10 protein-coding genes are annotated in these 13606 nt (G+C 58.4%); 6 read left to right on the top strand and 4 right to left on the bottom strand.

The window, feature by feature from the left end; all coding sequences use genetic code 11:
* Window positions 1–15 precede the first annotated feature (15 nt).
* The 4 genes from NX782_RS19950 to NX782_RS19935 all read left to right on the top strand — a co-directional run bounded on the left by NX782_RS19950 (window position 16) and on the right by NX782_RS19935 (window position 2785).
* Entirely contained in the window at window positions 16–507 is a 492-nt protein-coding gene (locus tag NX782_RS19950; RefSeq protein ID WP_258847235.1) for an Hcp family type VI secretion system effector, read from the top strand.
* A 14-nt stretch (window positions 508–521) separates the two neighbouring features.
* Window positions 522–995, top strand: coding sequence for a penicillin-insensitive murein endopeptidase (locus tag NX782_RS19945; RefSeq protein ID WP_258847234.1), 474 nt, complete (start codon window positions 522–524; stop codon window positions 993–995).
* Window positions 992–1363 carry a hypothetical protein gene (locus NX782_RS19940; RefSeq protein WP_258847233.1) on the top strand — a complete coding sequence of 124 codons (372 nt, stop codon included), beginning with the start codon at window positions 992–994 and terminating at the stop codon, window positions 1361–1363. Before NX782_RS19945 ends, NX782_RS19940 begins: the two co-directional genes overlap by 4 nt.
* A gap of 267 nt (window positions 1364–1630) precedes the next feature.
* Entirely contained in the window at window positions 1631–2785 is a 1155-nt protein-coding gene (locus NX782_RS19935) for an acyltransferase family protein (RefSeq protein ID WP_258847292.1), read from the top strand.
* 13 nt (window positions 2786–2798) lie between these two features.
* Here the strand turns inward: NX782_RS19935 and NX782_RS19930 are convergent, their stop codons facing one another.
* Window positions 2799–4214 carry a TonB C-terminal domain-containing protein gene (locus tag NX782_RS19930; RefSeq protein ID WP_258847232.1) on the bottom strand — a complete coding sequence of 472 codons (1416 nt, stop codon included), beginning with the start codon at window positions 4212–4214 and terminating at the stop codon, window positions 2799–2801.
* 308 nt (window positions 4215–4522) lie between these two features.
* Here NX782_RS19930 and NX782_RS19925 point away from each other — a divergent pair, with 308 nt between their 5' ends.
* Together NX782_RS19925 and NX782_RS19920 are read left to right on the top strand one after the other, a co-directional pair.
* On the top strand, window positions 4523–7729 hold the full coding sequence (locus tag NX782_RS19925) for a DUF3427 domain-containing protein (protein ID WP_258847231.1): 3207 nt from the start codon (window positions 4523–4525) through the stop codon (window positions 7727–7729).
* A 70-nt stretch (window positions 7730–7799) separates the two neighbouring features.
* On the top strand, window positions 7800–8120 hold the full coding sequence (locus NX782_RS19920; protein WP_258847230.1) for a BAR domain-containing protein: 321 nt from the start codon (window positions 7800–7802) through the stop codon (window positions 8118–8120).
* Between the two features lie 63 nt (window positions 8121–8183).
* Here the strand turns inward: NX782_RS19920 and gyrB are convergent, their stop codons facing one another.
* From gyrB to dnaA, 3 genes are all read right to left on the bottom strand, one after another.
* Window positions 8184–10688, bottom strand: a complete 2505-nt coding sequence (gene gyrB, locus NX782_RS19915) for a DNA topoisomerase (ATP-hydrolyzing) subunit B (protein WP_258847229.1) — start codon at window positions 10686–10688, stop codon at window positions 8184–8186.
* Window positions 10689–10780: 92 nt separating this feature from the next.
* Window positions 10781–11887 carry a DNA polymerase III subunit beta gene (gene dnaN, locus NX782_RS19910; protein WP_258847228.1) on the bottom strand — a complete coding sequence of 369 codons (1107 nt, stop codon included), beginning with the start codon at window positions 11885–11887 and terminating at the stop codon, window positions 10781–10783.
* A 177-nt stretch (window positions 11888–12064) separates the two neighbouring features.
* A complete protein-coding gene (gene dnaA, locus NX782_RS19905; RefSeq protein WP_258847227.1) occupies window positions 12065–13489 on the bottom strand; it encodes a chromosomal replication initiator protein DnaA in 1425 nt (474 codons plus the stop codon).
* Window positions 13490–13606 lie beyond the last annotated feature (117 nt).

The following is a 13606-nucleotide window of genomic DNA, read 5'->3' as shown; positions in this document are numbered from 1 at the left end:
TCTGGAGACAAGCTCATGGCAATCGACGCGTATCTGCAAATAGACGGCATCAAAGGCGAATCACAGGATTCTGCTCATCAAGGCTGGATTGAGCTCACATCGGCAGAGTGGGGTGTTTTGCAGCCTAAGTCAGCCACCGCCTCGACCGCAGGAGGTCATACTGCGGAACGCTGCGAGCACCGCAGTATCTCAATCACCAAGCTTGCTGACCTGTCCTCACCACTTTTGATGCAACTTTGCTCGTCGGGGAAGACGATCCCGAAAGCCAAGCTTGAGCTGATGCGCGCCGACAGCGATGGTAAGCCAGTCAAGTATTACGAAGTTGAACTGGAAAACGTATTAATCGGTGGCATTCATCAAGCGGTTCATGACGGCAGCGTTCTTCAAGATTCCGTCTCGCTCAAGTTTTCGAAGGTCAAATGGAGGTACACCCAACAGAAAATCGGCGGTGGCGCCGGCGGCAATACAACCGGTGGCTGGGATCTGGCCACTAACCGCATCGCCTGAACGAGAGGCCGGCCATGTTAGAAGTTCAACCAAAAGATTCACGCGGCTATTTCATGTTGCCGCAAGCGCCGGAGGATGCTGGTTATTACGTCTACGGCACGCCAGATCAGGGTGGCGGCCAATATGCGCATCCTGACATGCTGACGACCCTCTTTTCTATCGAGCGACAGTGGCAAACCATCGACTACCGAAAATTTAGCATTGGAAACATCAGCCTGTCTGGTGGAGGCAGGTTCAAACCCCACGGCTCTCATAAAAATGGCCTTCAGGTAGACATCCGTCCCCTGCGAAAAGATGGTGCTCATGTTCCGGTCAACTATTTCCAGGCAGGTTACGATAAGGAGGCAACGGCCCGGCTCATCGGTCTTTTTCGAGCTCATCCGGCAGTCATGACGGTGTACTTTAACGACCTGAGCATTCCTGGTGTTTTGCCGATGGTGAACCACGACAATCATTTTCACGTCGCGATACGGGCAGGCACATCATGAAGAAGATTGCGGTGATCTTTGGCACCACGGTAGTGTTGTCTTTGGCATATGCCGCTGAGCAAGCGCATTGGCCGGCGCCATACCGACCATTCAAAGGTGAATACACGATTTATTCTGGCGAACTGGGCGATCAGCAGTCACCTACTCGCGATGATCGCAAGCTCTCTTTCATCATTGAAGGGCAACCGGCAAAAGACGTTTTCAATGCCATGCCACCGGACAATAAGCAGACGTGCAGTGGCGAAAAGGGTGCCCGTAGCCGCAGCAAGGGAAATGTCTGGTGTACTTTCGATCCCGGAGATGGATATACCTGCTACTTCGGGTTCGATCTCAAGACGGGTAGGAGTATTGCTGGTGGCATCTGCTGAGAAGAGCGTTTGTCGGCTATTACCTGACCACGGCTTACACGGACGTGCGGCGTACCTCTGCCGGCTATTACGCCTACGGCACATGCTTATGAAAGAAGTGCTGAAAACGCCGAAAATCGCAGGCAATGAACGTGTATTGACGGAAGTTACTGAATGTAACGAGCGGCCATAAGGGGAATTGCTCAGTTATCATGCGCCGGTTCGGCAATATCGACGGCATGCGTTGCTCGATGAGAGTCGGGCAACGCATTGTTGAGGATATTGCTGATGACGGTAAGGACGGGACCCACACAATTTGGCCTGATTAATCTGCTCAAGGCGGGCGCTGCGCAGCTGATCGTCCTGCATCATTTGGCGTTCTACGGTCCGATGGCGGACCAGGCGCGGCCGCTGATGCCGGCGTTGATCGACTGGCTCGACGAATACGGCCGCATCGCCGTGCAGGTATTCCTGGTGGTCGGCGGCTTCCTTGCCGCGAAATCCCTCTCTCCGCAAGCCCATCCCGGCATCGCCAGTCCGTTCGGGGCGATCTGGCGCCGCTACATCAAGCTGGCGCCGCCTTTCATCATGGCGATGCTGCTGGCGATCGCTGCCTCCGCATTGGCCAGTCAGTGGATGACCCATGATTCGATTTCCGCACCGCCGACCCTGTCGCAGCTGAGCGCCCATGTGCTCCTGCTGCATGACGTGCTCGGTTATGAGGCGCTGTCGGCGGGCGCCTGGTATGTCGCGATCGATTTCCAGTTGTATGCGCTGGTGACCCTGCTGCTGTGGAGCGCGGGCCGTTTCGCGGGAACGCGACGCCAGCCTTGGCTGGTGCCGGCAGCAATCGCCCTGTGCGTGAGCATCTCCCTGTTCTATTTCAATCGCGATGCCGACTGGGACGTCTGGGCGCCATATTTCATCGGCAGCTATGGCCTTGGCATGCTGGCCTGGTGGGCCAGCGATCCGGCGCGCCGGCCGGGCGAGGTCGGGGTGCTGCTGGCGATGATCGTGGTGCCGACTTCGATTGCGCTGGCGCTGGATTTCCGCAGCCGGATTGCGGTGGCGCTGGCGGTGGCCTGTGTGCTGTTCCTGTTTGGGCGTATCAAGCTTGCCGATGTTCGCAGCCAGGGATGGGCGCTGGTGAATCGCATGGCGGCGATGTCGTTTTCGGTCTTCCTCGTGCACTTCCCGGTGTGCCTGGTCGTGAATGCCGCATTTACCCGCTTCGTGTCGGACCAGCCGCATGCGCAGGCGCTCGGGATGCTGGTGGCATGGTTCGCCAGCCTGGCTGCAGGTGCCGTGTTTTATCGCTGGGTTGAAACACCGCTGGGCCGAAAGCTGGCAAGTTTTACGCGGCCTGCCAGGCCTCGCGCCTCTCTGGGAATCCAGGGCGGCATGCAAAGCCGGGCAGCCGCCAAGATGCGGGCCTATCGATAAGCTGAGCGGATTCTTACTCCAGCCGAACCGCGATGTCGAATACCCAGGTACGGCGGATTTCGATCACGTCGTACTGGCGCGCCAAAGACGGTGGAAAAGCGCCAAACGGTGCCTGGCTGGCGATGATTTTTCGGATCGCTTCGTCGATAGCGGGAACGCCGCTCGAGGTGACGAAGCTGACTTTTTCGACGGTCCCATCGGCCCGTACGGCGACCGTCACCGTCGGTCGATTGTGCGCCTGCTTGATGACATCGCGGACCATCTCGATGGTCATGTTCTTTTCAATCTTCCGGCTCATCGCCTCCGCGTAAAGCACCAGATCCCCATTTGAATCGGCACGGCCGAACAGCCAGCCGCGGCGCAAGGCGCTCGCCGAGGGCAGGGGCGTGCGGGACGCTGCATTGCGCTGGGCCGCTTCCAGATCCAGTTGCCTGCCGATGGCTTTGAGACGTTCTTCGCGTTCGGCTTCATACCTGGCCTTTTCCAGCACGGCTGGGTCGCTCTTCGCCTGCTCCTGCTTGGCCGCTTCCCGGCGTGCGGCATCGGCGCGTTCCTGTTCCTGCTTTTCTGCAGCCTGGCGTGCCTTTTCGGCCTGCCTGGCCTGTTCCTGACGCAAGGCTTCCTGGCGTTGCGCTTCGAGCTGCGCCTGCTTCGCTTGTTCTTGCCGCACGGCTTCCTGGCGAACGCGTTCCTGGCGCTGCAGTTCCAGTTGCACCTGCTTTGCCTGTTCCCGCTGGATGGCCTCGTTGCGCGCAGCTTCCTGCCGCAGGGCCTCCGCTTTCTCCTGTTCCTGTCGGACAGCCTCGCGTCGGGCAGCCTCCTCCTTCGCGGCTTGCTCGGCTCGTGCAGCTTCGGCGCGCAGTTGTTCCTGGCGTGCCGCTTCACGTTGCGCGGCGGCCATTAACTCGGTTCGCTTCAGGTTTTCTGCGAGCTGCTTTTCCCGTTCGACGCCTGCCTGATCGAGTGCCACGCGGTCCTGGGTCGCTTGCTCAAGCGTCGGCTGGGCGAGCTCGCGGCTTGTGCTGGGGCTTGGCGTGTCACTGAGATGGGGCGGGGCAAGTTGCGCTACAGGGGCAATCGGCAGCGCTGCGATCGCTTGTTTGCTCACGCTCATCACCGGCTCGACGGCGGATGCAGGCGCCGAGGACGCTGCCGGTTTCGGCATGGGCAATGGGGTGGCGATCGGCGAAATCGACGTCGATGACACCGTGCTGCCCATCGTCGCAAGGTTTTCCAGAGCGAGTACGGGATTCGCTTCCTTGGCCGGCGGCGCCGGCAAGGGCGCGAGCATGACCCGCAGCTCGTCGGCGCCAAGTCGTCTTTCTTTCCATGGCAGCTTGAAACCGGGCAGGCCAAAGGTCTGGCCGCCGAAAGTCACACTAAGCAAGAGGGCGTGGAGTACGACGGCAACCAGTAGGGCTGTACGCATGCGCCCTTGGTCGCTCTGGAAAAGAGGGCCGTGAAAACGCCCGGTGCTGGCTGTCGAAAACATGAGAATAGACTAGCACAGCAGTAAGTAGCTGTTGATAGAAAACAAAGAAAGCGTGGGTTTTTTGTCCTGTGCTATCTGCGGCTAATTTGTGCGGCGGTTGTACAAGTCCCTGGCAGCTGCGCCACGGACGGCAAATGGCGCGTAACTGTTCCAGTTTCATTATGCGGTCTTACGACAGCGCTTGTTATCGCGATAGAAAGGATTATTCTCAGGCTATACTGATCTTTTTGCTGGTCCGATATTCGATGACGCAAGCGCTGCCAGATGGCCTGTATGACAAGCTCCTGACTGACGATGTAATAACAGAATTAAGTCGGGCTCTTCATAGCGATCACTACACACTCAAGGATCTCGACACTGGAAGCGGGCCACGCCAGTTGGCCGAGGCACTTGCCGAGCAGCTTGCCAGGGTTTTACAAGATATCGCTCCTCACGCCAGCGGTGATGCAGAGCAGGACAATAAAGCGTCCCGGCTTCAGGTCCAGCTTGCATTCGTGAATGCTGTTCTTGTCGATCTGCGGCAGCGTTTGGCAAGTCAATATCCAGGCCAGGATCATGGTGCAGACATTCGGCTGATCGCTGCGCCAGCAAAGAGCTTGACCGCGGTGCATCGGCAACGTGCTGCCCCTAGCGCCCCTGACACTGGCATTACGGCTCCATGGTTATTCACCGCTGCGAAGACGTCGCCAGCACTATTGAGCGAACTGCGTCACGAACTTGCCAGTAGCGATCGGATTAACATCCTGATGAGCTTTATTACTGTCTCTGGTGTACGCAAGATCCGCGATATCTTGCAGAGCATTACTGCACTGGATGGAACCGGTCAGGCACGCGTCAGATTACGCATTCTCACAACCACCTATATTGGTGCGACCGAAGCCCAGGCAGTGGAAGAGTTGGCGCGATTACCGAATTGCGAAGTGCGTATTTCGCTGGACGGGCGCCGTACGCGCCTTCACGCCAAAGCGTGGATCTTTGAGCGCGATAGCGGGTTCGGTACTGCTTACGTTGGCAGTGCCAACCTAACGCACGCGGCTCTGGCGGGCGGGTTGGAATGGACTGTGAAATTCGCGGAACGTGGCCAAGGCACTATGTTCCAACAAGCCCAGGCACATTTCGAAACCCTCTGGCATGACAGTGAATTTACACCTTACGATCCTGAGCAATCAGAACATCGTGCCGCTTTGCGGCAAGCAATTGCGAAGGAAAAAGGCGGTGGATATGTCTCTCAGGCCGAAAACGTTATTAGCTTTTTCGATATCGCGCCTAAGAACTACCAACTTGAGATGCTGGAGCAATTGCGGGCCGAGCGAGAGCACAATCGGGTACGCAATCTTGTCGTTGCTGCGACCGGTACAGGTAAAACGGTCGTGGCAGCATTCGACTATCGGCAGCTCTGCACACAGCTCGGCGGCCGGCCACGGCTTTTGTTCATAGCCCACCGTATCGAGATTTTGAAGCAGGCATTGCGAACCTATCGTGAAGTCCTGCGTGACGCCGGGTTTGGTCAAATACTGAGCGGTAATAGCCGTCTCGAGAATCCGGATCATCTGTTCACGACAATTGAAAGCCTGCACAGCAATGATTTACTGACGCGCTTTGGCGAGAGCTACTGGCATACAGTCGTGTTCGACGAGTGTCACCGCATCGCGGCCCTGAGCTTTGATACCGTTGCCAAGCGGATTAAACCGTCCATCATGCTAGGGCTTACAGCGACGCCCGAGCGTAGCGATGGCCGACCGATTTCTCCCTACTTTGATGCTCGTCCAGATGGCAGTCCGGCGGTTGAGCTCAGGTTGTGGCAGGCGCTCGACCTGCAATTGCTCGCGCCATTTGAATATTTTGCGTGCGATGACCATACGAATCTGCGTGATGTCCCATGGCGACAGGCAGGAGAGGGCGCGTATTTGGACAAGGTTCTAACAGGCAATCACGCTCGCGCTCTACTGATCATCAACGAATGGCGCCGCCTGTGCGCGTCGCCGAGGCATAGCAAAGCGATTGCTTTTTGCGTTAGTGTCGCCCACGCGCAGTTCATGACTGCGCAATTCAATAAGGCAGGTTTGCCAGCCTTGTGCTTGACTGGACAATCCACTCAGGCTGAAAGGGAATCTGCGCCGTCGGCGCTGGCCAAAGGGGATATTTGCGTTCTCGTGACGGTCGATCTGTTCAACGAAGGTGTGGATATTCCTGTTGTGGACACTCTGCTGTTATTGCGTCCTACGCAAAGCCCTGTGTTGTTCCAACAACAAATTGGCCGTGGCTTGCGTCTGTCAGCTGGCAAGGAAAGCTGCCTAGTCCTCGATTTCGTCGGACAACATTCAGCAGATTTTCGTTTCGATCATCTATTGGGACAAATCACAGGATTGAACCGAAGGCAACTCATCGATGGCGTCGAAAACGGTTTCAGCCAGCTACCAGCGGCTTGTTATATTCAGCTTCAACCCCGCAGCCGCGAGCAGATCCTGGGCAATTTGCGCAGGCTGATTCAACAGAACTGGCGCCGCATGACGGCTGAACTACAGGCATATACCAGCCTGAAGGGAGCACAGAACCTTACTCTGGCTGGTTTTCTTCATGATCAAGCGCTGGACATCGGTGACATTTATCGCACTACTGGAAATAGTGGTTGGACGGCACTGCGTCGAGACGCAGGGTTGGCCGTCAGCGATTCAGGCCCGGAAGAAGAATATTTCGGTCGCCGGTTCGCAGCATTGCTGCACACCAACGACCCTGCGCAGCTTGCCATGATGGTGAAAATTGGAACGATGCCGTTGAGCGAGCTTGATCTTGGCACGAGCGAAGCGCTGCGGCTGCAAATGCTGGCTTATCAGATTGATGGCACGGCATCACGTGTGGGAAGCGGTAAGTCTTTTGCAGAACGCTTGCAGGGCAATCCCAATAGTGTTGCCGAGCTCAGCGAACTTGCGCTTGCGCTTGAAGCAAATTCCTTGCCGCAGCCGTTATTGGTGCCAGGGCTGGAATGGTCGACGCTCTGTCTGCATGGCCACTATCGTCTGAATGAAATCCTGACCGCAGTAGGCTTTTTGAGCGCAGAGCGCCGCCCCTTCTTCAATACCGGTGTGCTGAGGCTCAAGGATCGCAAGATCGAACTCATGTTCGTTACGCTTGATAAGCGAAGCGGATTCCACGAGACCATTGCCTACCACGATTACGCCCTAAGTCATGCACTCTTCCATTGGCAGTCGCAAAACAGTGCAGCGCCAACGACGGTTATTGGGCAGCAATATATTCGAAGCGTAGGCGAACAACCGAACGGTTGGCAGTTCCAGTTGTTCGTTCGGGTCAACCAGGATAGCCCTTATCTCGCTTGTGGGCCCGTTACCTATCAGGAAAGTCATGGGGCTCGACCGATGAGCATTATCTGGAAGCTTGCGGTTTCCTTGCCTGCCGCGGCGTTTAGCCAGTTCAGCGTTTTACGAGCTATCTGACCAAATTCAACATTGCCACGATGATCTCGCACTTTAATAAATGCTTCGCCCAATCAACGGAGCATACATAGTGAAAGCATTACTCATCTGCTTGGCTTTGATGATGCCCGTGTTTCCCGTGCTGGCCCAGGATTACCTGCCGCGCGACGTCCAGCGTTTTGTCGATCGCCGCGAGGGCTGCGACCACATGCGCGGTGAGCTGGACCGCATGCATGAACTCAGCCGCGAGATACGCAAATCATGCGGCGGCACAGACAAGGAACTGGCCCAGTTAAAGCTGAAGTACGCCGCCAATTCGACGATCATGCAGCTCTTGAACCAGTTCGAGGCAAGAATCGAAGCGGCGGAAGCGCCCATGCCGAAAGGCGGGACGCCCAAAAGGAAGGGCTAGCGCAGGAAATAAAAAAGCCAGCCTCGAAAGGCTGGCTTTTAACAAACAGCGATCACGCAGGCATCAAACGTCGATATTCCCCGCCTGCAGCGCATTCGACTCGATAAAGTTACGACGCGGTTCCACCTCATCGCCCATCAGCGTCGTGAAGATCTGGTCCGCAGCAATCGCATCCTCGATCTGCACCTTCAGCAGGCGGCGCACGGTCGGATCCATCGTGGTTTCCCACAGCTGCTCCGGATTCATCTCGCCCAGACCTTTATAACGCTGCTTGGACACGCCACGCTCGGCTTCGTCGCGCAGCCATTCCATGGCCTGCTGGAAGTCGCGCACTGCGCATTCCTTCATCTTCTCGCCTTCACCGCGGCGGATGATGGCGCCAGCGCCCATCAGGCCCTGGAAGGTGGCGGCCGAGTTGGCCAGGGTCGCGTAATCGGCGCCGGCCACGAAGTCGGCGTCGATCGAGGTCACCTGCACGTTGCCATGGTGGATGCGCTCGATGCGCAGCGCGTGCTTCTCCGACAGTTCGTCGGAACGCACGCCGACCTTCACGCTCGGCTCGTTGATGGCGTCGGCCAGCGCTTGGGCCGATTTCTCGGCGGCTTCCTGGCTCGTCAGGTCCAGCGTCACGCCGGTCATGATGGCGGACAGCGCGGCGCGGTCGATCACGCGCGTCAGGCGCATCATGATGGCGTTGGCGCGGTTGTACTTCTCGACCAGGTCGCCCAGGTCGCCGTCGACGATCGGCTCGGCGCCATCCTTCGGCAGCAGGGCGGCGCCGTTCAGGGCCACGCGCATCATGTAGCTGGCTTCCTCGACGTCGTCCTTCAGGTAGCGCTCGTCGCGGCCGGCCTTGACCTTGTACAGCGGCGGCTGGGCGATGTAGATGTGGCCACGCTCGACCAGCTGCGGCATCTGGCGGTAGAACAGCGTCAGCAGCAGGGTGCGGATGTGGGCGCCGTCGACGTCCGCGTCGGTCATGATGATGATGCGGTGGTAGCGCAGCTTGTCGACGTTGAACTCGTCCGGGCCGATCGAGGTGCCGAGGGTCGCGATCAGGGTCGTGATCTGCTCCGACGACAGCATTTTCTCGAAGCGCGCCTTTTCCACGTTCAGCACCTTGCCGCGCAGCGGCAGGATGGCCTGGAACTTGCGGTCGCGGCCCTGTTTTGCCGAACCGCCTGCCGAGTCACCCTCGACGATGTACAGCTCGGCCAGCGCCGGGTCGCGTTCCTGGCAGTCGGCCAATTTGGACGATAAGCCCAGCCCGTCCATCACGCCTTTACGGCGGGTCAGGTCGCGCGCTTTACGCGCCGCTTCGCGCGCACGCGCAGCTTCGACGATCTTGCCGCAGATGATCTTGGCGTCGTTCGGCTTTTCGTTCAGAAAGTCGGTCAGCGTCTTTGCCACGATCTCTTCGACCGGGCCGCGCACTTCCGACGACACGAGTTTGTCTTTGGTCTGCGACGAGAACTTCGGCTCCGGCACTTTGACGGACAGCACGCAGGTGAGACCCTCGCGCATGTCGTCGCCCGAGATTTCGACCTTGGCCTTTTTCGCCAGTTCGTTCTCGTCGATGTACTTGTTGATCACGCGCGTCATCGCCGCACGCAGGCCGGTCAGGTGGGTGCCGCCGTCGCGCTGCGGGATGTTGTTGGTGAAGCACAGCACCTGCTCGTTATAGGAATCGTTCCATTGCATGGAGACGTCCACCGAGATGTTGGTGCCGTTTTCCGACAGACGGTCGCCGGTGGCCTGGAACACGGTCGGGTGCAGCACGGCCTTGGCCTTGTTGATGTACTCCACGAAGCCGCGAGTGCCGCCTTCGAAGGCGAAGATCTCTTCCTTGCCGCTGCGCTGGTCGCTCAGCTTGATGTTGACGCCGTTGTTCAGGAAGGAGAGTTCGCGGATACGCTTGCTCAGGATCTCGTAATGGAATTCGACGTGCGTGAAGATTTCTTCGTCGGCCCAGAAATGCACTTCGGTGCCGCGCTTGTCGGTGTCGCCGAGGATCTTCATCGGCGAGACTTCGACGCCGTCGACCACTTCGATGATGCGGTCCATCGGGACGCCGCGCGAGAATTCGAGCTGGTGCACCTTGCCGTTCTGGCGCACGGTCACGCGCAGCAGTTTCGACAGTGCGTTCACGCAGGACACGCCCACGCCGTGCAGGCCGCCCGACACTTTATAGGCGTTCTGGTTGAATTTGCCGCCGGCGTGCAGTTCGGTCAGGGCGATCTCGGTGGCCGAGCGCTTCGGCTCGTGCTTGTCGTCCATCTTGATGCCGGTCGGGATGCCGCGGCCGTTGTCGGTGATCGAGATCGAGTTGTCGGAGTGGATCGTGACGTGGATCTCGGAGCAGTAGCCGGCCAGGGCTTCGTCGATCGAGTTGTCCAGCACCTCGAACACCAGGTGGTGCAGGCCGGTGCCGTCCGACGTGTCGCCGATGTACATGCCCGGACGCTTTCGCACGGCTTCCAAACCTTCGAGGATCTGAATCGACGAGGCGCCGTACTCTTCCGACTTAGGCGGAGTGGATTCCAAAACTGCTTGAGTGTTCTCGGACATGACTGCTTTCTCAAATAACGTGTAAATCAGACCGCGGACCCGGGGTCCGCGGTTTCGCCCAACAAGACCATATATGGGCGATTGCGCGTTTTTTAAATACGCATCGGCATGACGACGTATTTAAAGTCGCCATTTTCCGGAATCGAAATCAGCGCCGACGAATTCGAATCGCCCAGCGAGATGTTCACCTGGTCGCACTTCAGGTTGTTCAGCACGTCCAGCAGGTAGGTGACGTTGAAACCGATGTCGATCGCATCGCCGCCATAGTCGATTTCGAGTTCTTCGACCGCTTCTTCCTGGTCGGCGTTGGTCGAGCTGATCTTCATCGAGCCCGGGGCGATCAGGCAGCGCACGCCCTTGAACTTATCGCTGGTCATGATCGCAGCGCGCTGCAGCGAACGCAGCAGTTCTTCGCGGCTAATCGTGAAGTCGTTCTTGTAACCCTTCGGAATCACGCGGGTGTAGTCCGGGAACTTGCCCTCGACCAGCTTCGACACCAGTTCGATGTCGGCGAAGGTCAGTTTCACCTGCGAGGCGGCGATGTCCAGGCGGACAGTTTCGTCGCTTTCTTCCAGCAGGCGCTGCAGTTCGAGGATGGTCTTGCGCGGGATGATGACTTCCTGGCGCTCGAAGGTCTGCTCGGCTTTCACCTGGGCGAAAGCGAGGCGGTGGCCGTCGGTGGCGACCGCGATCACGTTGTTACCGTCCAGAACCAGCAGCAGGCCGTTCAGGTAGTAGCGGATGTCCTGCTGGGCCATCGCGAAGTGCACCATGTTGAACAGGTGCTTCAGCGTCTTCTGCGGCAGGGTGACCGAGGCGTTGTAGCTGTCGGCCACCGAGACGGTCGGAAACTCTTCGGCCGCCAGGGTCTGCAGGGCGAAGCGCGACTTGCCGCTCTGGACGGTCAGGCGCTTGTTCAGCAGCGTCATGGTGACGTCGCCCGATTCCGGCAGGGCGCGCAGGATGTCGAGCAGCTTGCGCGCGGCGACCGTGGTGCCGGTTTCTTCAGGACCCGAGCCGATATTGGCCAGGGTCGTGATCTGCACCTCGGTGTCGGTCGACAGGAAAGAAACGCTCTCGCCATTCTTGCGGATGAGGATATTGGCCAGAATCGGCATGGTGTGCCGACGCTCGACAATACCACTCACGATCTGCAGTGGCCGGAGAAGCGTGTCTCGGGTGGATTTGACCAGTTGCATAAATATCCCTCAGTTTTTTATCAGGTAAAAATGTTGTCTCTGCAATATTTTGCCAGAAATCACTAAACCAACCTCAGAGCGCCTGATAAAAGCTTCAGGGCAAGGCGCATTGTCGAAGACAGTACGCTAGTACGGCGAGACAATGCAACGCCGCCATGGAGGTTTTATCAGGTGCTCTTAGCCTTTCAGCGTTTGTTCCAGCACGTGTAGCTCGTGATTGCACTCGGCATTCTTCTGGCGGTCCTGCGCGATCTTGCGCACCGCGTGCAGCACGGTGGTGTGGTCGCGGCCGCCGAACAGCTCGCCGATTTCCGGCAGGCTCTTCTGCGTCAGCTCTTTAGCCAGATACATCGCGATCTGGCGCGGCCGCGCGATGTTGGCCGGGCGGCGCTTCGAGTACATGTCCGCGACCTTGATGTTGAAGAAATCGGCGACCGTCTTCTGGATGTTTTCCACCGAGATCTGGCGGTTCTGCACCGACAGCAAGTCCTTCAGCGCTTCCTTGACCACGTCGATGGTGATCTCCTTGCCGTGGAAGCGGGAGTAGGCCAGGATCTTGCGCAGTGCGCCTTCCAGCTCGCGCACGTTGGAGCGCAGGTGCTTGGCGACGAAGAAGGCGACGTCGTCGTTCAGCACCACGCCTTCCGATTCCGCCTTCTTCATCAGGATCGCCACGCGCATTTCCAGCTCCGGCGGCTCGATCGCCACCGTCAGGCCGGAGTCGAAGCGCGAGATCAGGCGGTCGTCCATGCCGGTGATCTCTTTCGGATAGGTGTCCGAGGTGATGATGATCTGCTTCTTGGCGGCGATCAGTGCTTCGAAGGCATAGAAGAACTCTTCCTGCGTACGGCTCTTGCCGCCGAAAAACTGAATATCGTCGATCAGCAGCATGTCCAGCGAGTGGTAGTAATGCTTGAAATCGTCGAAGCCCTTGCGCTGATACGCCGTCACGACGTCGCGCACGTACTGCTCGGCGTGGATGTAGCGGATGCGCGCGCCCGGCTGGTCCTTCATGACCTGGTTGCCGATCGCGTGGATCAAGTGGGTCTTACCGAGGCCGACGCCGCCGTAGAAGAACAGCGGGTTGTAGGAGACGCCCGGGTTGTTCGCCACCTGGATCGCGGCGGCGCGCGCCAGCTGGTTGGCCTTACCGGTCACGAAGTTCTCGAAGGTGAGTTCCGGATTGACGCGGCTTTGTTCGCGGCGCGGATTATTGGCGATGACGTTGTCCGGCGTGACCACCGGCGTGGCCGGCACGGTGTTGTCGGCGGCGGCATTGATGCCGAGCGCGCCCGACGCCATTTCGGCGGTCGAAGTGGTCGGCTGGCGATTGCTGACCGCGTCCGGCTTCTTCGGCAGATTCCTCGGGTCGAGCACGAACTGCACCTCCACCGGGCGCTCCCAGAATTCGGAGGCGAGGGCGGTGATGCGATTTGCGAATTGCGACTTGACCCAGTCGAGCTTGAAGCGGTTAGGCGCCGCGATGCGCAGCTTGCCGTCCTCATAGTCGAGGGCGACCAGTGGTTTAATCCACGCGGTATATTGCTGCGGCGTCAGCTCGAGTTCCAGTTGCGAGGAACAGGCTTGCCAAAAGTTTTCCATACATCGACCAAGTTAAAGCGTAACACTCTATTTTAACTGTCTTCTCGGAAGTTATCCACAGGCGAAGCGGGTTTTTTCCACCGAATCTCAACAGCGTGATGCACATGAGCAACCACG

The sequence above is a fragment of the Massilia norwichensis genome (assembly GCF_024753245.1).
GTDB lineage: Bacteria > Pseudomonadota > Gammaproteobacteria > Burkholderiales > Burkholderiaceae_D > Telluria > Telluria norwichensis.
The sequence above is the reverse complement of the archived record's forward strand: the minus strand, read 5'-3'. Positions and strand labels throughout refer to the sequence as shown.

Bases quoted from the DNA above. Each gene is read 5' to 3' on its own strand.
- NX782_RS19925 (WP_258847231.1), top strand. From the start codon at position 4,523: ATGACGCAAGCGCTGCCAGATGGCCTGTATGACAAGCTCCTGACTGAC.
- dnaA (WP_258847227.1), bottom strand. From the start codon at position 13,489: ATGGAAAACTTTTGGCAAGCCTGTTCCTCGCAACTGGAACTCGAGCTG.
- NX782_RS19945 (WP_258847234.1), top strand. From the start codon at position 522: ATGTTAGAAGTTCAACCAAAAGATTCACGCGGCTATTTCATGTTGCCG.
- NX782_RS19935 (WP_258847292.1), top strand. From the start codon at position 1,631: ATGACGGTAAGGACGGGACCCACACAATTTGGCCTGATTAATCTGCTC.
- NX782_RS19930 (WP_258847232.1), bottom strand. From the start codon at position 4,214: ATGCGTACAGCCCTACTGGTTGCCGTCGTACTCCACGCCCTCTTGCTT.
- NX782_RS19950 (WP_258847235.1), top strand. From the start codon at position 16: ATGGCAATCGACGCGTATCTGCAAATAGACGGCATCAAAGGCGAATCA.
- NX782_RS19940 (WP_258847233.1), top strand. From the start codon at position 992: ATGAAGAAGATTGCGGTGATCTTTGGCACCACGGTAGTGTTGTCTTTG.
- dnaN (WP_258847228.1), bottom strand. From the start codon at position 11,887: ATGCAACTGGTCAAATCCACCCGAGACACGCTTCTCCGGCCACTGCAG.
- gyrB (WP_258847229.1), bottom strand. From the start codon at position 10,688: ATGTCCGAGAACACTCAAGCAGTTTTGGAATCCACTCCGCCTAAGTCG.